Annotated in this window: 14 protein-coding genes and 1 rRNA gene; 12 read left to right on the top strand and 3 right to left on the bottom strand. The window is 74.1% G+C overall.

Annotated features, from left to right (window positions below; translation table 11 throughout):
• Positions 1-91: ribosomal RNA gene (gene rrf, locus ACZ6N8_RS25490) — 5S ribosomal RNA — on the top strand; the annotation flags it as partial.
• 90 nt (positions 92-181) lie between these two features.
• Here rrf and ACZ6N8_RS25485 read toward each other — a convergent pair.
• Positions 182-2,134 carry a hypothetical protein gene (locus ACZ6N8_RS25485; protein WP_466013026.1) on the bottom strand — a complete coding sequence of 651 codons (1,953 nt, stop codon included), beginning with the start codon at positions 2,132-2,134 and terminating at the stop codon, positions 182-184.
• On the opposite strand from ACZ6N8_RS25485, the gene ACZ6N8_RS25480 reads away from it, so the two are divergent.
• Positions 2,123-3,142, top strand: a complete 1,020-nt coding sequence (locus ACZ6N8_RS25480) for a hypothetical protein (protein ID WP_466013032.1) — start codon at positions 2,123-2,125, stop codon at positions 3,140-3,142. The two genes, ACZ6N8_RS25485 and ACZ6N8_RS25480, sit on opposite strands and share 12 nt — an antisense overlap.
• Complete coding sequence (locus ACZ6N8_RS25475; protein WP_466013025.1) at positions 3,139-4,158, top strand: HAD-IIA family hydrolase; 1,020 nt, start codon at positions 3,139-3,141, stop codon at positions 4,156-4,158. Before ACZ6N8_RS25480 ends, ACZ6N8_RS25475 begins: the two co-directional genes overlap by 4 nt.
• Positions 4,159-4,177: 19 nt before the next feature.
• Here the strand turns inward: ACZ6N8_RS25475 and ACZ6N8_RS25470 are convergent, their stop codons facing one another.
• Complete coding sequence (locus ACZ6N8_RS25470) at positions 4,178-4,516, bottom strand: SCP2 sterol-binding domain-containing protein (protein ID WP_357993280.1); 339 nt, start codon at positions 4,514-4,516, stop codon at positions 4,178-4,180.
• Positions 4,517-4,627: 111 nt separating this feature from the next.
• On the opposite strand from ACZ6N8_RS25470, the gene ACZ6N8_RS25465 reads away from it, so the two are divergent.
• The 5 genes from ACZ6N8_RS25465 to ACZ6N8_RS25445 all read left to right on the top strand — a co-directional run bounded on the left by ACZ6N8_RS25465 (position 4,628) and on the right by ACZ6N8_RS25445 (position 11,244).
• A complete protein-coding gene (locus ACZ6N8_RS25465) occupies positions 4,628-5,209 on the top strand; it encodes a phasin family protein (protein ID WP_364376049.1) in 582 nt (193 codons plus the stop codon).
• A 25-nt stretch (positions 5,210-5,234) separates the two neighbouring features.
• The gene (locus ACZ6N8_RS25460; protein WP_466013024.1) at positions 5,235-5,528 is read left to right on the top strand and encodes a hypothetical protein; all 294 of its coding nucleotides are present in this window, start codon (positions 5,235-5,237) and stop codon (positions 5,526-5,528) included.
• 20 nt (positions 5,529-5,548) lie between these two features.
• A complete protein-coding gene (locus tag ACZ6N8_RS25455; protein WP_466013023.1) occupies positions 5,549-6,409 on the top strand; it encodes a TlyA family RNA methyltransferase in 861 nt (286 codons plus the stop codon).
• 70 nt (positions 6,410-6,479) lie between these two features.
• Positions 6,480-7,367, top strand: a complete 888-nt coding sequence (locus tag ACZ6N8_RS25450; protein WP_357993268.1) for an NAD kinase — start codon at positions 6,480-6,482, stop codon at positions 7,365-7,367.
• Between the two features lie 157 nt (positions 7,368-7,524).
• On the top strand, positions 7,525-11,244 hold the full coding sequence (locus ACZ6N8_RS25445; RefSeq protein WP_466013022.1) for a S8 family serine peptidase: 3,720 nt from the start codon (positions 7,525-7,527) through the stop codon (positions 11,242-11,244).
• Positions 11,245-11,298: 54 nt separating this feature from the next.
• On the opposite strand, the gene ACZ6N8_RS25440 is transcribed toward ACZ6N8_RS25445, so the two are convergent.
• Complete coding sequence (locus ACZ6N8_RS25440) at positions 11,299-12,309, bottom strand: helix-turn-helix domain-containing protein (RefSeq protein WP_466013021.1); 1,011 nt, start codon at positions 12,307-12,309, stop codon at positions 11,299-11,301.
• A 102-nt stretch (positions 12,310-12,411) separates the two neighbouring features.
• On the opposite strand from ACZ6N8_RS25440, the gene recN reads away from it, so the two are divergent.
• From recN to ACZ6N8_RS25420, 4 genes are all read left to right on the top strand, one after another.
• Complete coding sequence (recN, locus tag ACZ6N8_RS25435; RefSeq protein ID WP_466013020.1) at positions 12,412-14,169, top strand: DNA repair protein RecN; 1,758 nt, start codon at positions 12,412-12,414, stop codon at positions 14,167-14,169.
• Between the two features lie 119 nt (positions 14,170-14,288).
• On the top strand, positions 14,289-15,467 hold the full coding sequence (steA, locus tag ACZ6N8_RS25430; RefSeq protein WP_466013019.1) for a putative cytokinetic ring protein SteA: 1,179 nt from the start codon (positions 14,289-14,291) through the stop codon (positions 15,465-15,467).
• Positions 15,468-15,494: 27 nt separating this feature from the next.
• Positions 15,495-16,436 (top strand): copper transporter, encoded by a 942-nt coding sequence (locus tag ACZ6N8_RS25425; RefSeq protein WP_364376027.1) that lies wholly within the window; start codon positions 15,495-15,497, stop codon positions 16,434-16,436.
• A 43-nt stretch (positions 16,437-16,479) separates the two neighbouring features.
• Positions 16,480-17,346 (top strand): hypothetical protein, encoded by an 867-nt coding sequence (locus tag ACZ6N8_RS25420; RefSeq protein ID WP_466013018.1) that lies wholly within the window; start codon positions 16,480-16,482, stop codon positions 17,344-17,346.

Raw genomic sequence — 17,346 nt, 5'->3', positions numbered from 1 at the left:
GCCCGGTTACATTCCGAACCCGGAAGCTAAGCCCTCCAGCGCCGATGGTACTGCACTCGTGAGGGTGTGGGAGAGTAGGACGCCGCCGGACAATCTTCCAGTCGAGGGCCGCCCCATCCGGGTCGGCCCTCGACTGCGTAGCGCCATTGGTGGCGCAATCAGGAAGGATGTACCTGTGAGTTCAGGACCGCAGGGCGGAGATCGTCCCCGTCGCTACGAAGACCGTACCGACGGCTCGGCTGGACGCGACCGCGGCCCGCGCCGCGACGACCGCGACCGGCCCCCGTACCGGGGCGACCGCGACAACGCTGGCGGCACCCGTGGCGGATACGCCGGCGGCCGCGATGGTGGTTCCCGTGGTGGCGACCGGGACGGTTCGCGGTCCGGTGCTCCGCGTGAGGGTGGCTTCCGGGGCGGTGACCGCCGCGAAGGTGGCTTCCGTGGTGGCGACCGCGAGGGCGGTTTCCGCGGCGGTGACCGCCGTGAGGGTGGGTTCCGGGACGGTGCGCGCTCGGGTGCGCCCCGTGACGGTGGCTTCCGTGGTGGCGACCGGGACAACTCCCGGTCCGGTGCCCCGCGTGAGGGTGGCTTCCGGGGCGGCGACCGTCGTGAGGGTGGTTTCCGCGATGGCGCCCGCCCCAGTGGCCCGCGTGAGGGTGGCTTCCGTGGCGGTGACCGTGAGGGCGGTTTCCGTGGTGGCGACCGCCGCGAAGGTGGCTTCCGCGGTGGCGACCGCGAGGGTGGCTTCCGTGGCGGTGACCGTCGTGAGGGTGGCTACCAGGGCGGGGACCGTGGTCGTTCCGGCCCGTCGCGTGAGGGTGGCTTCCGTGGCGGTGACCGCCGTGAGGGCGGGTACCAGGGCGGCGACCGTGACCGTTCCGGCCCGCCCCGCGAGGGTGGCTTCCGTGGCGGCGACCGCGAGGGTGGCTTCCGCAGCGGTGACCGCCGCGAAGGTGGTTTCCGTGGTGGTGACCGCGAGGGCGGTTTCCGTGGTGGCGATCGTCGTGAGGGCGGTTACCAGGGTGGCGACCGTGGCCGTTCCGGCCCGCCGCGCGAGGGTGGCTTCCGTGGCGGCGACCGCGAGGGTGGCTTCCGTGGCGGCGACCGCGAAGGTGGTTTCCGTGGTGGCGACCGTGGCGGTTCTCGCCCGGGCGCTCCGCGTGAGGGTGGCTTCCGTGGTGGCGACCGCGAGGGCGGTTTCCGTGGTGGCGATCGTCGTGAGGGCGGTTACCAGGGTGGCGACCGTGGCCGTTCCGGCCCGCCGCGTGAGGGTGGCTTCCGTGGCGGCGACCGCGAAGGTGGCTTCCGTGGCGGCGACCGTGGCGGTTCTCGCCCGGGCGCTCCGCGTGAGGGTGGCTTCCGTGGTGGCGACCGCGAGGGCGGTTTCCGTGGTGGCGATCGTCGTGAGGGCGGTTACCAGGGCGGCGACCGTGACCGTTCCGGCCCGCCGCGCGAGGGTGGCTTCCGTGGCGGCGACCGTCGTGAGGGCGGTTACCAGGGTGGCGACCGTGACCGTTCCGGCCCGCCCCGTGAGGGTGGCTTCCGTGGCGGCGACCGCGAAGGTGGTTTCCGTGGTGGCGACCGTGGCGGTTCTCGCCCGGGCGCTCCGCGTGAAGGTGGCTTCCGTGGCGGCGACCGTGAAGGCGGCTTCCGTGGCGGCGACCGTCGCGAGGGCGGTTTCCGTGGTGGCGATCGTCGCGAGGGTGGTTACCAGGGTGGCGACCGTGGCCGTTCCGGTCCGCCGCGTGAGGGTGGCTTCCGTGGCGGTGACCGTCGTGAGGGCGGCGCTGCACGCGAGGGTGGCTTCCGCGGTGGCGACCGCCAGGGTGGCTTCCGGGGTGGCGATCGGGACGGTTCCCGTCCCAGCGGCCCGCGTGAGGGCGGTTTCCGTGGCGGCGACCGTGAGGGTGGCTTCCGGGGCGGCGACCGTCGTGAGGGCGGTTTCCGGGCCGACGACAGGCCGCGTCGCGAGGAGACCCGCCGCGACGACCGTGCGGGCTCCGAGTCGTACGAGGGTGGGCGTACGTCCGCCCCGGCATTGCCTGACGACATCGTCGCGACGGACCTCGACAAGGACGTTCGCGCCGAGCTGCTGTCGCTGAACAAGCCTGTCGCCGAGACGGTGGCCCGGCACCTGGTCGCCACCGGTCAGTTGATCGACGAGGACCCGGCGGAGGCGCTGGCGCACGCGCTGGCCGCCCGTCGACTCGCCTCGCGTATCTCCGCTGTCCGGGAGGCCGTGGGTCTGGCCGCGTACCACGCGGGGGAGTGGCAGACGGCGATCGCCGAGCTGCGCACGTACCACCGGATGAGCGGCCTGCAGAGTCACATCGCCGTGCTGGCGGACTGTGAGCGGGCCCTGGGTCGGCCGGAGCGGGCCATCGACCTGTTCCGTGGGGCCGACCAGGACAAGCTGGACCAGGCCGTCGCGATCGAGCTGCTGATCGTCGCCGCCGGCGCCCGGGGTGACCTCGGGCAGAAGGACGCCGCCGTGGCGATGCTCCAGGTGCCGGACCTCACCAGCGAGGCCACGGTGCCGTGGACCGGGCGGCTGCGGTACGCGTACGCCGACGCCCTGCTGGCGGTGGGTCGGCGCGAGGAGGCCCGCGAGTGGTTCTCCCGCGCCGCCGACGCGGACACCGAGGGGGAGACCGACGCGGCCGAGCGGCTGCTCGAACTCGACGGCGTGGTCATCGAGGGCGACGACGAGGACGAAGCCGAGGAGATCGCCGCCGGTCCGGGCGCTCCCGGCGCGGTCCCGACCCAGCCGGACACCGACCTGGCGGCCGGTGACGACGACACGGCGGACCGGGACGCGGACGACGACGAAGACTTCGACGACGAAGCCGACGAAGCCGACGACGAAGACGACGACGACGAAGACGAAGGCGACGAAGACGACGACGACGACGACGAAGAAGAAGACGACGACCGCGACGAGGACTTCGACGACGACGAGCAGGGCGACGCTGTCGGTCGCTCGGCGGACGACGAGGGCTTCGACGACGAGGACGAGGACCAGCATCCCGACCAGAGCGGGAGCGCCGGGTCGGCGGACCGGACCGCGCCGGTCGCGGACGCGGTGAACGCCGACGAGACCGCTCCCGCCCGGGGCGACGAGTCGGGGCAGACGCAGCGGTGAGTGCGGACGCCGGGAAGCGGCTGGTCGACGGGTACACCCTTGTCGTTTTCGACCTGGACGGGGTGATCTACCTGATCGACCGGCCGATTCCCGGCGCGGTCGACGCGGTGAACCGGCTGCACGCCGAGGGGCGGGCGGTGGCGTACGCCACGAACAACGCCTCCCGACGGTCCAGCGAGGTCGCGGACCTGCTGACCGGGATGGGGGTGCCGGCCCGGCCGGAGGAGGTGCTCACCTCCGCCGCGGCCTCGGCTGAGCTGCTGCGGGACCGGCTGCCCGCCGGTGCGTCGGTGCTCGTGGTCGGCGCGGAGGCGCTACGCGCCGAACTGCGCGCGGTGGGCCTGACGCCCGTGTCCCGCGCCGACGAGGAGCCGGCCGCTGTGGTGCAGGGGTACGGCCCGCAGGTGGGCTGGGCCGAGCTTGCGGAAGCGTCGGTGGCCGTCCGGTCGGGCGCGATCTGGATCGCCACCAACACCGACCGGACGCTGCCCAGCAATCGTGGACCGTTGCCCGGCAACGGTTCGCTCGTCGCCGTGTTGCGGACCGCGTTGGAGCGGGATCCGGACGTGGTGGTGGGCAAGCCGGAGCCGGCCCTCTTCGAGACCGCCGCCCGGCGCAGCGACGGTGGCCGGGCGCTCGTCGTCGGTGACCGTCTGGACACCGACATCGAGGGCGCGCGCCGGGCCGGGCTGGACAGTCTGCTCGTGCTCACCGGCGTCCACGGCATCCCCGACCTGCTGGCCGCCAGCCCTCAGCGGCGGCCCACGTACGTGGCGCGGGACCTGGCGGGACTCTTCGACCCGCAGGGCGCCGTGGCGGTCCCGGGGGACGCCGCGGAGTGGTCCGTGACGGTCCAGGACGGCCTGGTGGAGCTGGCCGGCTCGGGTCGGCCGCTGGACGCGCTGGCCGCGCTCTGCGCGGCGGCCTGGTCGGCGCCGGAAGTGCCGAAGATCCGTGCGGTGGGCGCCGACGCGGCCCACGCCCTGGAGAGCTTCGGACTGCCCAGCGGCGGGTGAGACGGGCCCCGGGGGCTCGTCAGAGCAGTTTGCGCAGCTTCAGCAGGTCGAACGGGTTCGCCTTGATCGACACCCTGCGGGAGGTCACCGCGCTTGTGACGTCCAGATCGCCGCGGACCAGGGCCAGCAGGTCGTCGCTTGACGTGCTCAGCGCGATCTTGGCCTTGGGGTCGTCGCCGTCGGTCAGCTCCACCAGCCGGCCGCCGCTGATCCGGCCGTGGAACGCCGTGTCCAGGTCGGTGATCCGGCAGGCGAGCGTCCGGTCCAGGTCGATCCGGTCGCGTACCGTCTCGGCGTTGCGATCCAACCGGGCGGCCAGCTCCTGCAACGCCTGCCGGCACTCGTCCACGCTGGCCACATCTCCCCCTCGCTGATCGCCACGCCGTCCCCGGCACCGTACCGCACAGGACAGTGCGGGGTGCCCGGTAGCGTGACACCTGCACACCCCGCCCCAGGGAAGGACTCAGGCATGCAGGACGCGTGGCGCGCCTACCTCGAACTGGCCATGGGCCTCACGGAGGCGCCCCGGAAGAAGGCCCAGGACGTGGCGCGTCGCCTCGTGGGCTCCGGCGGGGCGACCGCCGCCCAGCTCCAGGCCCTCGGCGAGGAGCTGGTGAGCACCGGCGCCGCCAACCGGGAGGCGTTGACCAAGCTGGTCCGGTTCGAGGTCGACCGGGCGCTCGGCGCGGTCGGACTGGCCACCGCCGACGAGGTGGCCGAGCTGACACGACGGGTGCGCGACCTGGAACGGCAGCTCCGCGAGGCGCGGGCCGTCGAGCCTGCCGCCACGCCACCGGCCGCCACGCCGCAGCCCGACCCGACCCGCGCCGCGCAGCCCGACGCCGCCCTGGTGCCGTCGGACGGCCCGGCCGGCGCCCCGGTCTCCGCGCCGGTGGCGAAGAAGGCGGTCGCGAAGAAGGCAGTGGCCAAGAAGGCCATCGCGCGCAAGCCGCCGGCGACGATCAGCCGTACCAGCGACGAGGCCCCGACCCCGGCGGCGATGCCGGCGAAGAAGGCCGTGCGCAAGCGTCGCCCGGACGGTGAGTCGTGACGCCCGCGTCCCGGTGGAGCGTCCGATGAACGGCGACGTCCGCCCGGGGCCGCCCGGTGCGCGCCCCGGTCCGCCCCCTGGCGTCCGCCCCGGCCCGCCGGCCGGCGGGTTCGGTGCGCACCCCGGTCCGCCACCGAGCGTCCGACCCGACCTCGACGCGGTCGGTGACGACACCGACGCCGCGCGGCACCCGGCGGTCGACGCCGCCGTGCGGGCGATGGCGAACGCGGCGACGCTCGCCCCGGCCGACCAGATCGCCCAGTACGAGGCGGCCTACGAGACGCTGCGGGAAACTCTCGCCACCATCGACCAGACCTGAGCGAGACCGGAGAACCACCCATGGCACGTCGCAACCGGCTGGACGCCGAACTGGTCCGCCGCGGTCTGGCCCGCTCCCGCGAGCAGGCCGCCGCACTTGTGGAGGCCGGCCGGGTCCAGCTGCGCGGGGTGCCCGCGCGCAAGGCCGCCGCGATGGTCGATCCCGCCGACCCGCTCCTGGTCACCGGCGACGACCCCACCGAGGAGTACGTCTCGCGCGGCGGGCACAAGCTGGCCGGGGCCCTGGCGGCGTTCGGCCCCGGCGGGCTGCGCGTCGCGGGCCGTCGCTGCCTGGACGCCGGTGCCTCGACCGGAGGCTTCACCGACGTGCTGCTGCGCGCCGACGCCGCCGAGGTGGTGGCCGTGGACGTCGGCTACGGGCAGCTCGCCTGGTCGTTGCGCACCGACGACCGGGTCCGCGTCCTGGAGCGCACCAATGTCCGTACCCTCGAACCGCAGACGATCGGCGGGCCGGTCGACCTCACGGTGGCCGACCTGTCCTTCATCTCACTGCGGCTGGTGCTGCCGGCGTTGGCCGGCTGCACCCGCGACGACGGTGACCTGGCGTTGATGGTGAAGCCGCAGTTCGAGGTCGGCAAGGAGCGGGTGGGCGCCGGCGGCGTGGTCCGCGACCCGGAACTGCGCGCCGAGGCCGTGCTCGACGTGGCGGCGGCGGCGGGGCAGCTCGGCCTTGGCCTGGCCGGCGTCGCGGCCAGCCCGCTGCCCGGGCCGAGCGGCAACGTGGAGTTCTTCGTATGGTTGCGCCGTGGCGCACCACCGGCCGACCCGACGCGGGTGCGGGCCGTGGTGGCGGCCGGGCCGGACGGCCCGACGACGGCCGGCGACGTGCCGGCCGCGGCGGCTAAGGAGGTCGCAGGGTGAACGCGTACAGCGAGCGGTGCGCACCGGCACGCGGCCGTGCCGGGGCGACGGTGGACAGGCGGCCGCTCCGATGAGCGGTCGTACGGCGCTGCTGGTGACCCACACCGGCCGTCGGCGCAGCACCGAGCACGCCCGGTCGGTCGCGGCCGACCTGATCGCTGCGGGTTTCGAGGTACGGGTGGTCGCCGACGAGGCCGAGGACCTCGACCTGCCCGGCGTGGTGCCGGTCGCCGGCCCGGAGGCGGCCGAGGGCGCCGAGATCGTGTTCGCGCTCGGTGGGGACGGCACCTTCCTGCGCGCGGCGGAGCTGGCCAGGCCGGCGAAGGCCCCGCTGCTCGGCATCAACCTCGGCAAGGTGGGCTTCCTGGCCGAGGCGGAGATCGACGACCTGGACACGGCGGTCCGGGACGTCGTCAGCCGCAACTACACGGTGGACGAACGGCTCACCCTCGACGTCACCGCCGAGTTCGACGGCGGCCCCACCATCGAGTCGTGGGCGCTCAACGAGATCAGCGTCGAGAAGGGCGAGCGGGCGCAGATGCTCGAACTCCTCGTCGACGTGGACGGCCGGCCGCTGTCCCGCTACGGCTGCGACGGCGTCGTCTGCGCCACCCCCACCGGTTCCACCGCGTACGCGTTCTCCGGAGGCGGCCCGGTGGTCTGGCCGGAGGTGGAGGCGCTGCTGCTGGTGCCGATCAGCGCGCACGCGTTGTTCAGCCGCCCGCTGGTCACCGCGCCGACGTCCACGTTCGTCATCACCGTGGACCCGTTCACCACCCTCGCCGTGCTCTCCTGCGACGGTCGACGGGTGTACGACCTGCCGCCCGGCGCCCGGGTCACGGTGCGTCGGGGCGCCCTGCCGGTGCGCATCGTGCGGCTGCGGGCACGCCCGTTCACCGACCGTCTGGTCGCCAAGTTCGGCCTTCCCGTGCACGGGTGGCGGGGCAGCCGCAGGTGACCGTCGGGCACACCGTGGGTACACGGTGGTTGTCCACCTGACGACATGTCGCCGCTGCGGCGGCCGACGACTAGTGACCTGGTGACACGCTCCGACGCAGACTCCGATCGGCCCTCGTCTACGGATGGGGGCCCACAGGAGTAGAGGAGCGCATCGCATGCACTGGTCCCCACGCTGGCTCACCGCCGGCGCGGTCGGCGCGTTGGTGGTCGGGCTCGCCGCACCGGCGTCCGCCGACCCGCCCGCCCGGCCCGCCGGCCCCAACCCGGGCCCGAGCGCCCCCGGCGCCACGCCCGTTCGTGTCACCCTGATCACCGGAGACCAGGTCGAGCTCGCGCCGGCGGCGCCGGGTCGGGTCGCCGCCACCGTCCGCCCCGGCCCCGGGCGTGAGCGGGTCATCTTCCAGACCCTGGAGGTCGACGGCGGGCTGCGGGTGCTGCCCAGCGACGCGGTGCCCTACGTGTCCAGCGGGGTTCTCGACGCCAACCTGTTCGACGTGCAGGAGTTGGCCGCCGACGGCTACGGCGACGCCGCGCAGGGCGACCTGCCGCTGATCGTGCGCTACCAGGAGCCGGCCGCCGGTCGGGTCCGGCCGCTCACCGTCGCCGCCGACGCCCGCCCCCTGGCGAGCATCAACGGTGCCGCGTTGCGGGTCGGCAAGGGCGACCTCGGCGGCCTGTGGTCCACCCTCGCCGCCACGCCGGCCACCCGGGCCACGGCCGCCGCCCCCACGCTGGGCGGCGGCATCGCCCGCGTCTGGCTGGACGCCCGGGTACGCCCCGCGCTGGAGCACAGCGTGCCGCAGATCGGCGCACCGCAGGCCTGGGCGGCCGGCCGGGACGGCAACGGCGTGACGGTGGCGGTCCTCGACACGGGCGTCGACGCCACCCACCCCGACCTGGCCGGGCGGATCGCCGAGGCGCGGGACTTCTCCGACAGCGGCAGCGCCCGTGACGGCCACGGCCACGGCACCCACGTCGCGGCCACCATCGCCGGCAGCGGCGCCGCGTCGGCGGGGCTGCGCAAGGGCGTGGCGCCCGGCGCGCGCCTGCTGGTCGGCAAGGTGCTCGACGACGGTGGTTCCGGCAGCTCCTCGGCGATCATCGCCGGCATGGAGTGGGCGGCCCACTCCGGCGCGAAGGTCGTCAGCATGAGCCTCGGCGGTGACCCGACCGACGGCACCGACCCGATGAGCCAGGCCGTCAACGACCTGACCGCCGAGACCGGCGCGCTCTTCGTCGTCGCCGCCGGCAACTCGGGCGCCGCGCGTACCGTCGGCTCTCCGGGCGCGGCCACCGCGGCGCTCACCGTCGGCGCGGTGGACCGCGACGACAACCTCGCCGGGTTCTCCAGCCGCGGTCCGCGTCTCGGCGACAACGGCCTCAAGCCGGAGATCACCGCACCGGGCGTCGGCATCGTCGCCGCGCGGGCCGCCGGCACCACCATGGGTACGCCTGTGGGCGACGCCTACACGACCGCGTCCGGGACGTCGATGGCCACCCCGCACGTGGCCGGCGCGGCGGCGATCCTCGCCCAGGAATACCCCGACTGGGCCGCCGGGAAGCTCAAGGACGCCCTCGTGAGCACCACGAAGGCCAACCCGGCGCTCACCGTCTTCGAGCAGGGCGGCGGCCGGGTCGATGTGGCGCGGGCGCTCACCCAGCGGGTGTACGCGTCGTCCACAGTCGACTTCGGCCGGATCACCACCGGCGGCGCGACGGCCGAGCGGAGCGTGACGTACACCAACGGCACGACTACCGCGCAGACCCTGCGGCTGGCCCTGGAACTGCGCAACCTGGACAGCGGTGCGGCCGAGACCGACGGGGTCGCGCTCGGATCCGGCGAGGTGAGCGTACCGGCGGGCGGCAGCGTGGCGGTGCCGCTGCGCGCCGACCCGGCGAAGTTCGCCCGTGGTCCGCACGGCGGTTGGTTGGTGGCGACAGGTACGGACGGCGTCGCCGTGCGGACGCCGGTCGGGCTCACCGTCAGCGGCCCCCTGCACGACGTCACGGTGAAGGTGTTGGACCGGCAGGGTCAGCTGACCCTGTCGCCCGGGCTGACCATGTTCGGGGAGCAGCCCGAGTCGGACTACTGGGGCTGGTGGCCGGGGGAGGGCACCCTGCGGGTCGAGGAGGGCACGTACCTGCTGACCGCGCTCGTGGAGCACGGCGCCCCGCTGGACGAGCAGCTGACCCAGACCGTCGAGCCGGAGTTGACAGTCGACCGGGACCTGACGGTGGTGCTCGACGCCCGCAAGGGCACCCCGGTACGGATCGAGACGCCGAAGCCCAGCGAGCAGCGGGCCACGCTCAGCTTCTACGTGCACCGGGTGCTGGGCAACGGCCGGCAGATCGACCACGGCGTGATGGCCTACAGCACCGTGCAGCAGGTGAACGTCACGCCCACCCGCCAGGTGCGCCAGGGCGAGTTCGAGTTCGCCTCGCGGTGGCAGCTCGTCGCGCCCATGGTGCAGGCGACGGTCAGCGGGGTGTCCGGCCCGTCGGACATCAACCTGTTGGGTACCTCGCCGGCGCCGACCGGTCGGCGCAAACTGCCGCTGGTCTGGGCCGGCGCCGGAACACCCGCCGAGCTGGCCCGGGCACGGGGCGCCGCCGCGCTGCTCGCCGCCGACCCGAACCTCTCCGAGGAGGAGCAGGTGGCCGCCGCCGCGAAGGCCGGCGCCGCGGTGGTGCTGATCGTCCGGCCGGCCGACTTCTCCGCGTGGACGGTGTGGCGGCCGGCCGGGGAGCGCCTGCCGATCCCCGCCATGGTCGTCGCGTACGACGACGGGCAGCGGCTGATCGCCGCGGCCCGCCGGGGTCGGGCGACGCTGGACCTGACGCTGACCGTGGACAGCCCCTACCTGTACGACGTGTGGCAGGTGTCCAAGGGGCGGGTGCCGGAGCGGATCGTGCACACCGTGACGGCGAAGAACACCGCCGAGGTGACCGCCAGCTACGCCGACATGGGCGCGGGCTGGGCCACCGAGGAGCGGTTCGGCTGGCGTCCGTGGCAGGAGTACGCCTGGAACGACGACCAGCGGATCGTCCGCAACGGCACCACCAGGCAGGAGTTCGTCAGCGCCGGGGACAACTGGTGGCAGCACCGGGTGTTGCACAAGTCGATGTTCATGCAGTGGGGGCAGTTGACCGGTGGTCTCACCGAGGCGCCGCGGCGGTACGACGCCGACGACCGGGAGCGCGAGAGCTGGCACGCGCCGGTGGTCCGTCCGGCCGTACCGGCCGGCGGGGCGACCGTGCCGACGCGCACCGGTGACAGCCTGGACCTGCGGGTGCCCGAGTTCGTCGACGCAGGCGGCCACTACACGGTGGCCGGGAACAGCGAGGAGTCGGACACCGTCGAGGCGCGGGTAAGCCGCGACGGGCGGCAGATCGCCGACCTGTCCGACGGCTGGGCGCCGGTGCCGACCAGCGCGGCGGCGGCACGCTACCGCCTGGACCTGACGACCCGGCGGGCCTCGGCCGCGTGGCGCTACGCCACGCGTACCGAGACGGCCTGGGAGTTCACCTCGGCGAGGCCGTCGGGTGGCGCTGCCGTCCCGCTGTCGCTGCTGCAGGTGGACTACCGGGTGCCGGCCGACCTGCTGAACACGGTACGCGGCAACCGGTCGCACCAGGTGGGGCTCACCCTGCGCCAGCCGGCCGGGGTGCCCGCGCCCAAGGGCGCGAGCGTCCGGGTGGAGGTCTCCTTCGACGGGGGCGTCACCTGGCGGTCCGCGCCGACCCGGGGCTCCGGCACCCGGTACACCGCGACGGTGCCGGCCGGGCGCGGAACCGTCTCGCTGCGGGTGCACGCCCGCGACCGGGCCGGGAACACCGTCGAGCAGACCGTGGTCGACGCGTACGGCCTGCGCTGACGGGCGCGGGGGTGGGGCGGCTCGGGCCGTCCCACCCCCGGGGTCCCGGCGGCGTCAGATCCAGCCGCGGCGGGCCACCTGGAACGCCAACCCGGGTCGGGTGTCCACGCCCGCGGCGTCCATCAGGTCGGCGAGTCGTCGCTGCACGGTCCGCCGGCTCACCCCGAGCTGGGAGGCGATGGACTTGTCCGGTACGCCCGCCACGAACAGGGACAGCAGCCGCGCCTCGTCGGCGTCCGGCCGGTAGCCGTCGGCCGGGCGTTCGGTGTGCGAGCCTTCGCGGCCGGCGCCGGTGAGGGGATCCTCCAGCCGCAGCCGGGTGGCCACCCGCCAGTGGCTCTCGAACAGGGCGAGCAACGCGTCGAGCAGTTGACTGCGGCCGATCACGGCGGCGCTCGGCTCGCCGCCGTCGCGGTCGGGCACCAGCGGGCAGATGGCGGTGCGGGCGTCCACGATGGCCAGTCGTACCGGCAGGCGGTCCAGGACGCGGGCCTGTTCGCCGGCGCCGACGCCCTTGGCCAGGTCGGCGAGCGCGCCCGGTTCCAGCAGCAGTTCCCGTTCGTAGATGGCCCGGTAGCTCACCCCGCGGGCCAGCGCGTCGAACTCCTCCAGGTTCTCCGGCCCGGCCATCGCCAGGGGATTGGCCCGGCAGAACCAGAGCACCTCCGTACGCGCCGAGTTCTGCAGGTCGCGCAGGCGGTCGCGGAGCACCCGGGCGCCGGTGATCACCTCGACCAGGTGGTCGACGTGGTGCCGGCGCAGCCCGGAGCGGTACTCCTCGGCCAGCTGGGTGACCCGGTGACGGGCCGCCTCCAGGTCCTCCTGCCGGCGCAGCAGTGTCGCGCCGAGGGCGACGTCCGGGGCGTTCGGGCGCAGGGGCGCGTCCGGGTCGGCGTCGGTGGGCTGCACCAGGCCCTTGGCGCGCAGCGCCTCGACCTCGGCGACGACCTGCTCACGGGGCCGGTTCAGCCGGCGGACCAACTCGTCGATCCGGGCCGTGGTGAGCTGCAACAGGCAGCGGTACAGCTCCTCCTCGGCGGGGGTCAGGCCGATCACGTCCAACACGGGGCAGAACTGTACGTCGCCCAGGTGGGGGGCACGTCGCGGCCCACCGGCGGGGCCCGTCGGCTGGTCAACTGTCGGGGCACGCGTCTACTGTCGGTTGCTGTGCTGGAAGAGCTGCGCATCACCGGGCTGGGCGTCATCGACGACACGACGCTGCCGCTGACCGGCGGCATGAACGTCATCACCGGCGAGACCGGTGCGGGCAAGACGATGGTGGTCACCGGCCTCGGCCTGCTCTTCGGCGGCCGGGCCGACGCCGGGCGGGTCCGTGCCCAACCGGGCCGGGCCCTGGTGGAGGGTCGGCTGCGGCTGGACGGCCGGGTAGCCGACGTGGTGTACGCACGCATCTCCGACGCCGGCGGCGAGCCCGACGAGGACGGCTCGCTGCTGCTGAGCCGCACGGTGACGGTCGAGGGCCGCTCCCGCGCGCACGTCGGTGGCCGGAGCATGCCGGTGTCGATGCTCGGCGAGGTCGGCGAGCAGGCGGTGGCCGTACACGGCCAGTCCGACCAGCTGCGGCTGCTACGCCCGGCCGAGCAGCGTGCCGCCCTGGACCGGTTCGCCGGCCCGGCGCACGAGAAGCTGCTCGACGCGTTGCGCGAGGCGTACACGGGGTGGCGGCGGATCGTCGACGACCTGGCCGACAGGCGGCGCAACGCCCGCGAGCGCAACCAGGAGGCCGACCTGCTGCGGCTCGGCCTCGACGAGATCACCCGGGTCGATCCGCAGCCGGGTGAGGACGACGAGCTGAAGACCGAGGCGCAGCGGCTGGAGCACGCCGAGGGGCTGCGGACGGCGGCGCAGCTGGCGCAGCTGTGCGTGGCCGGGGGCGCGGAGGCGGCCGACGAGACACCGGACGCGGCGGCGCTGCTCGGCACGGCCCGGCGCACCCTGGAGGCGCAGGCCGGCACCGATCCGGCGCTCGGCGAGTTGGCGGCCCGGCTGGAGGAGGCCGCGACCCTGGTCACCGACGTGTCCGCGGAGCTGTCGGCGTACCTGGCGACGCTCGACGCGGACCCGGCCCGGTTGCAGCACGTCTACGAGCGGCGGGCCGCGCTGCGCGCGTTGACCCGCAAGTACGCCGACGACGTCGACGGGGTGATCGCCTGGGCCGATCGGGCCCGCACCCGTCTGTCCGATCTGGACACGTCCGACGATCTGCTCGACGAGCTGGAGCGCGAGGGCCAGCGGCTGGCCGGTGAGGTGGCCGACCTGGCCGGTCGGGTGTCGGCGTCGCGGCAGGAGGCGGCGGTGCGTTTCGCCGGCCAGGTCACTGTCGAGCTTGCCGGTCTGGCCATGCCGCACGCCCGGATCGAGGTGGCGGTGCTGCCCCGCCCGGCCGGTCGCGCCGAGCCGGCGTTGCCGGTCAACGGGGTGGAGGTGGGTGTCGGCCCGGACGGCGGTGACGAGGTGGAGCTGCGGTTGCTGGCGCATCCGGGAGCCCCGTCGTTGCCGTTGCAGCGCGGCGCGTCCGGCGGCGAGTTGTCCCGTGTGATGCTCGCCATCGAGGTGGTCTTCGCCGGCTCGGGAGGCCCGCCCACGTTGGTCTTCGACGAGGTCGACGCGGGCGTCGGCGGTCAGGCGGCGGTGGAGATCGGTCGGCGCCTGGCCCGGTTGGCCCGCAGTCACCAGGTGTTGGTGGTCACCCACCTGCCGCAGGTGGCCGCGTTCGCCGATCGGCATCTGGTGGTGGCGAAGGACACCGGAGGTGCCGTGACGACAAGTGGCGTACGGGTGGTGGAGGACACCGAGCGGGCCCGGGAGCTGGCCCGGATGCTCGCTGGTTTGCCCGACTCGGATCTGGGTATCGCTCACGCCGAGGAGCTTCTGGCGGTAGCCGCGAAGGAAAGGCGGCCGTGACCCCGCGTATTGTGAGCGCAAGCACACCGGCTTGTGCCGGTGTGTGCTTCCCTGGGTAGGCGGCCCTGCTCAGGCATGTCGCGACAGAAAAGCCTGCCTCACATGCCAGGATGGTCACGATGCGTCTACCCACGTTGCGCCGGAACCGAAACGCGGAGCCGGGCAGAGTCCTCGGCACCGCGCGCCTCGATCGCCGGACGAAGCGCCTGGTCGGCCGGCTGCGCCCGGGTGACATCGCGGTCATCGACCACGTCGATCTGGACCGGGTGGCGGCCGACTCGTTGGTCGCCGTCGGTGTCGCGGCGGTGCTCAACGCCAAGCCGTCGGTGTCCGGTCGCTACCCGAACCTCGGCCCGGAGGTGCTGGTCGCCGCCGGCATTCCGCTGCTCGACGACCTCGGGGAGGGCGTGTTCGAGCGGATCCGCGAGGGCGACCAGGTGCGCATCGAGGGCAACACGGTGTTCGCCGGCGACGAGCCGGTGGCGCACGGCACCCTGCAGGACGCCGAGTCGATCGCCAAGGCGATGGCCGACGCGCGGGAGGGTCTGTCGGTGCAGTTGGAGGCGTTCGCCGCCAACACGATGGACTACCTGCGCCAGGAACGGGACCTGCTGCTCGACGGCGTGGGCGTACCGGACATCGAGACGCAGATCCAGGGTCGGCACTGCCTGATCGTGGTGCGCGGCTACGACTACAAGGCCGACCTGGACGTGCTGCGCCCGTACATCCGGGAGTTCAAGCCGGTGCTGATCGGCGTCGACGGCGGCGCGGACGCGCTTGTCGAGGCCGGCTACACCCCCGACATGATCATCGGGGACATGGATTCGGTCACCGACGACGTGCTGCGCTGCGGCGCCGAGGTGATCGTGCACGCCTACCCGGACGGGCGGGCGCCGGGGCTGCCCCGGGTCAACGGTCTCGGCGTGCCGGCGATCACCTTCCCGGCTGCGGCGACGAGCGAGGACCTGGCCATGCTGCTCGCCGACGAGAAGGGCGCCTCGCTGCTGGTCGCCGTCGGCACGCACGCCACCCTCGTCGAATTCCTGGACAAGGGTCGCGGCGGGATGGCCTCGACGTTCCTGACCCGGCTGAAGGTCGGCGGCAAGCTTGTCGACGCCAAGGGCGTGAGCCGGCTCTACCGGCAGAGCATCTCCGGCTCGTCGCTGCTGCTGCTGGTGCTGTCGGCGATCGCCGCGATGGCGTCCGCGGTGGCCGTGTCGACAGTCGGGAAGGCGTACCTGGGCGTCGTCGCCGAGTGGTGGGACAATTTCGTGTTCCAGCTGTACCGGCTGTTCTAGTTCCCGACCGATCAAGAGGCTGCAAGCGTGATCAATTTCCGCTACCACGTGGTGTCCCTCACCGCGGTCTTCCTGGCTCTGGCGATCGGCCTGGTGGTCGGCACGGCCGCCCTCAACGGCCCGGTCGCCGACTCGCTCAAGGAGCAGGTCACCGGGCTGCGCAAGGACAACCAGCAGTGGCGTCAGCAGGTCAGCAACATGGAGAAGCAGCTCGGGCTGGAGGAGGAGTTCGCCGAGGAGATGTCCCAGGTCGTCCTGCCGGGCACCCTCACCGGCCGCCGGGTCGTGGTGCTGAGCCTGCCGAACGGGCGCGACCACACCGAGGGTGTGCTCAAGAAGCTCCAGCTCGCCGGCGCCACCATCACCGGCCGGGTCGACCTGCAGGACAAGTTCATCAACCCGGACAACAACTCCAACCTGCTGGAACTCGCCGTCACCGCGGCCCGGCCGACCGCGCAGACCACCGGTCTGCCGGGCAACGGGCACGGCGTGGAGACCTCCAGCGCACTGCTGGCCAGCGTCCTGCTGGACCGGGCGCAGGGCGTCGCGCCGGTCAGCGACGCCGACCGGCGTGCGGTGCTCGCCGCGTACAACAACGCCGGCTACCTGACCACCGACAACAACAAGGTCACCGGCTCGGCCGAGGCGGTCGTGGTGGTCAGCGGCCAGCCGTACGTGGACAAGGACTCCGACAAGCGTGACGAGTCCGTCGTCAAGATCGCCGAGCAGTTCGACCGGACCGGGTCGATCGTGGTGGGCGGCAACGGCTCGGTCGGCGGCAACCTGGTCTCGGTGGTCCGCGGTGACCCGGTGCTCGCGCAGACGATCTCCACGGTCGACAACGCCAACACCGTGCAGGGTCAACTGGTCACCAGCCTCGCCCTGGTGCAGCAGCTCACCGAGAAGAAGGCGGGTCAGTACGGCGTCGGCGACAACGCCGCCTCCCTGCTGCCTAGACTGCCCCAGTGAGCGAACGACGTACCCGCGTGTCCGTAATCGAGAAGGTGGCGGCGTGAGGGCGCTGGGCCGGCTGCTGATCGCCGGCGCCGGCGCCGCGGCGGCCCGGTACGCGCTGCGCGAGGTGCGCAGCGCCCCGGTCGGGCCCGCGCTGGAGCGCACCAACTTCCGTGGGCGGACGGTGACCCTGGCCGCCGGTCCGGCGCTCGCCGCCGGAGCGGCCACCGTCGGCGCGTTCGGCGCGACAAGCGGCGCCTCCGGTGCGGCGGCCCTGGTCGCCGGCCTCGGCGCGGGTGGTGTCGGGCTGTACGACGACGTGGTGGGCGGCCGGCCGGAACAGAAGGCGGCGAAGGGCTTCGCCGGTCACCTCGCCGCCCTGCGCGAGGGGCGGGTCACCGCGGGCCTGGTCAAGGTCGTCGGGGTGGGCGCCGCCGGGCTGGGCGCCGCCGCCCTGCTCGCCGCCGACGCCCGGGTCGCGGCGCATCCGCGCCGGCAGCGGCACGGCGCGTTCGGCAGGGGCGTCGACGTGCTGCTCGGCGCCGGCGTGATCGCCGGCACCGCCAACCTGCTCAACCTTCTCGACCTGCGACCCGGCCGGGCCATCAAGTCCGGGCTGCTGCTCGCCGCGCCGCTGACCGGCGGCCCGCACGGCGGGATCGCCGCCGGTGCCGCCGGCGCCGCCGCGGGCCTGCTGCGCGACGACCTGGCCGAGGACGTCATGCTCGGCGACAGCGGCGCGAACGCCCTCGGCGCGCTGCTCGGCGTCGCGCTCGCCGCCCGCACCGGCCCGCTCGGCCGGGCCGGTCTGCTGGCCGTGCTCGCCGGGCTCACCGCCGCCAGCGAGAAGGTCAGCTTCACGTCGGTGATCCAGCAGACCCCGGGGCTGCGGGAGCTTGACGCACTGGGCCGGCGCGCCGACTGA

Source organism: Micromonospora sp. NPDC047521 (assembly GCF_055587305.1).
This window is presented reverse-complemented; position numbering and strand designations above follow the sequence as displayed.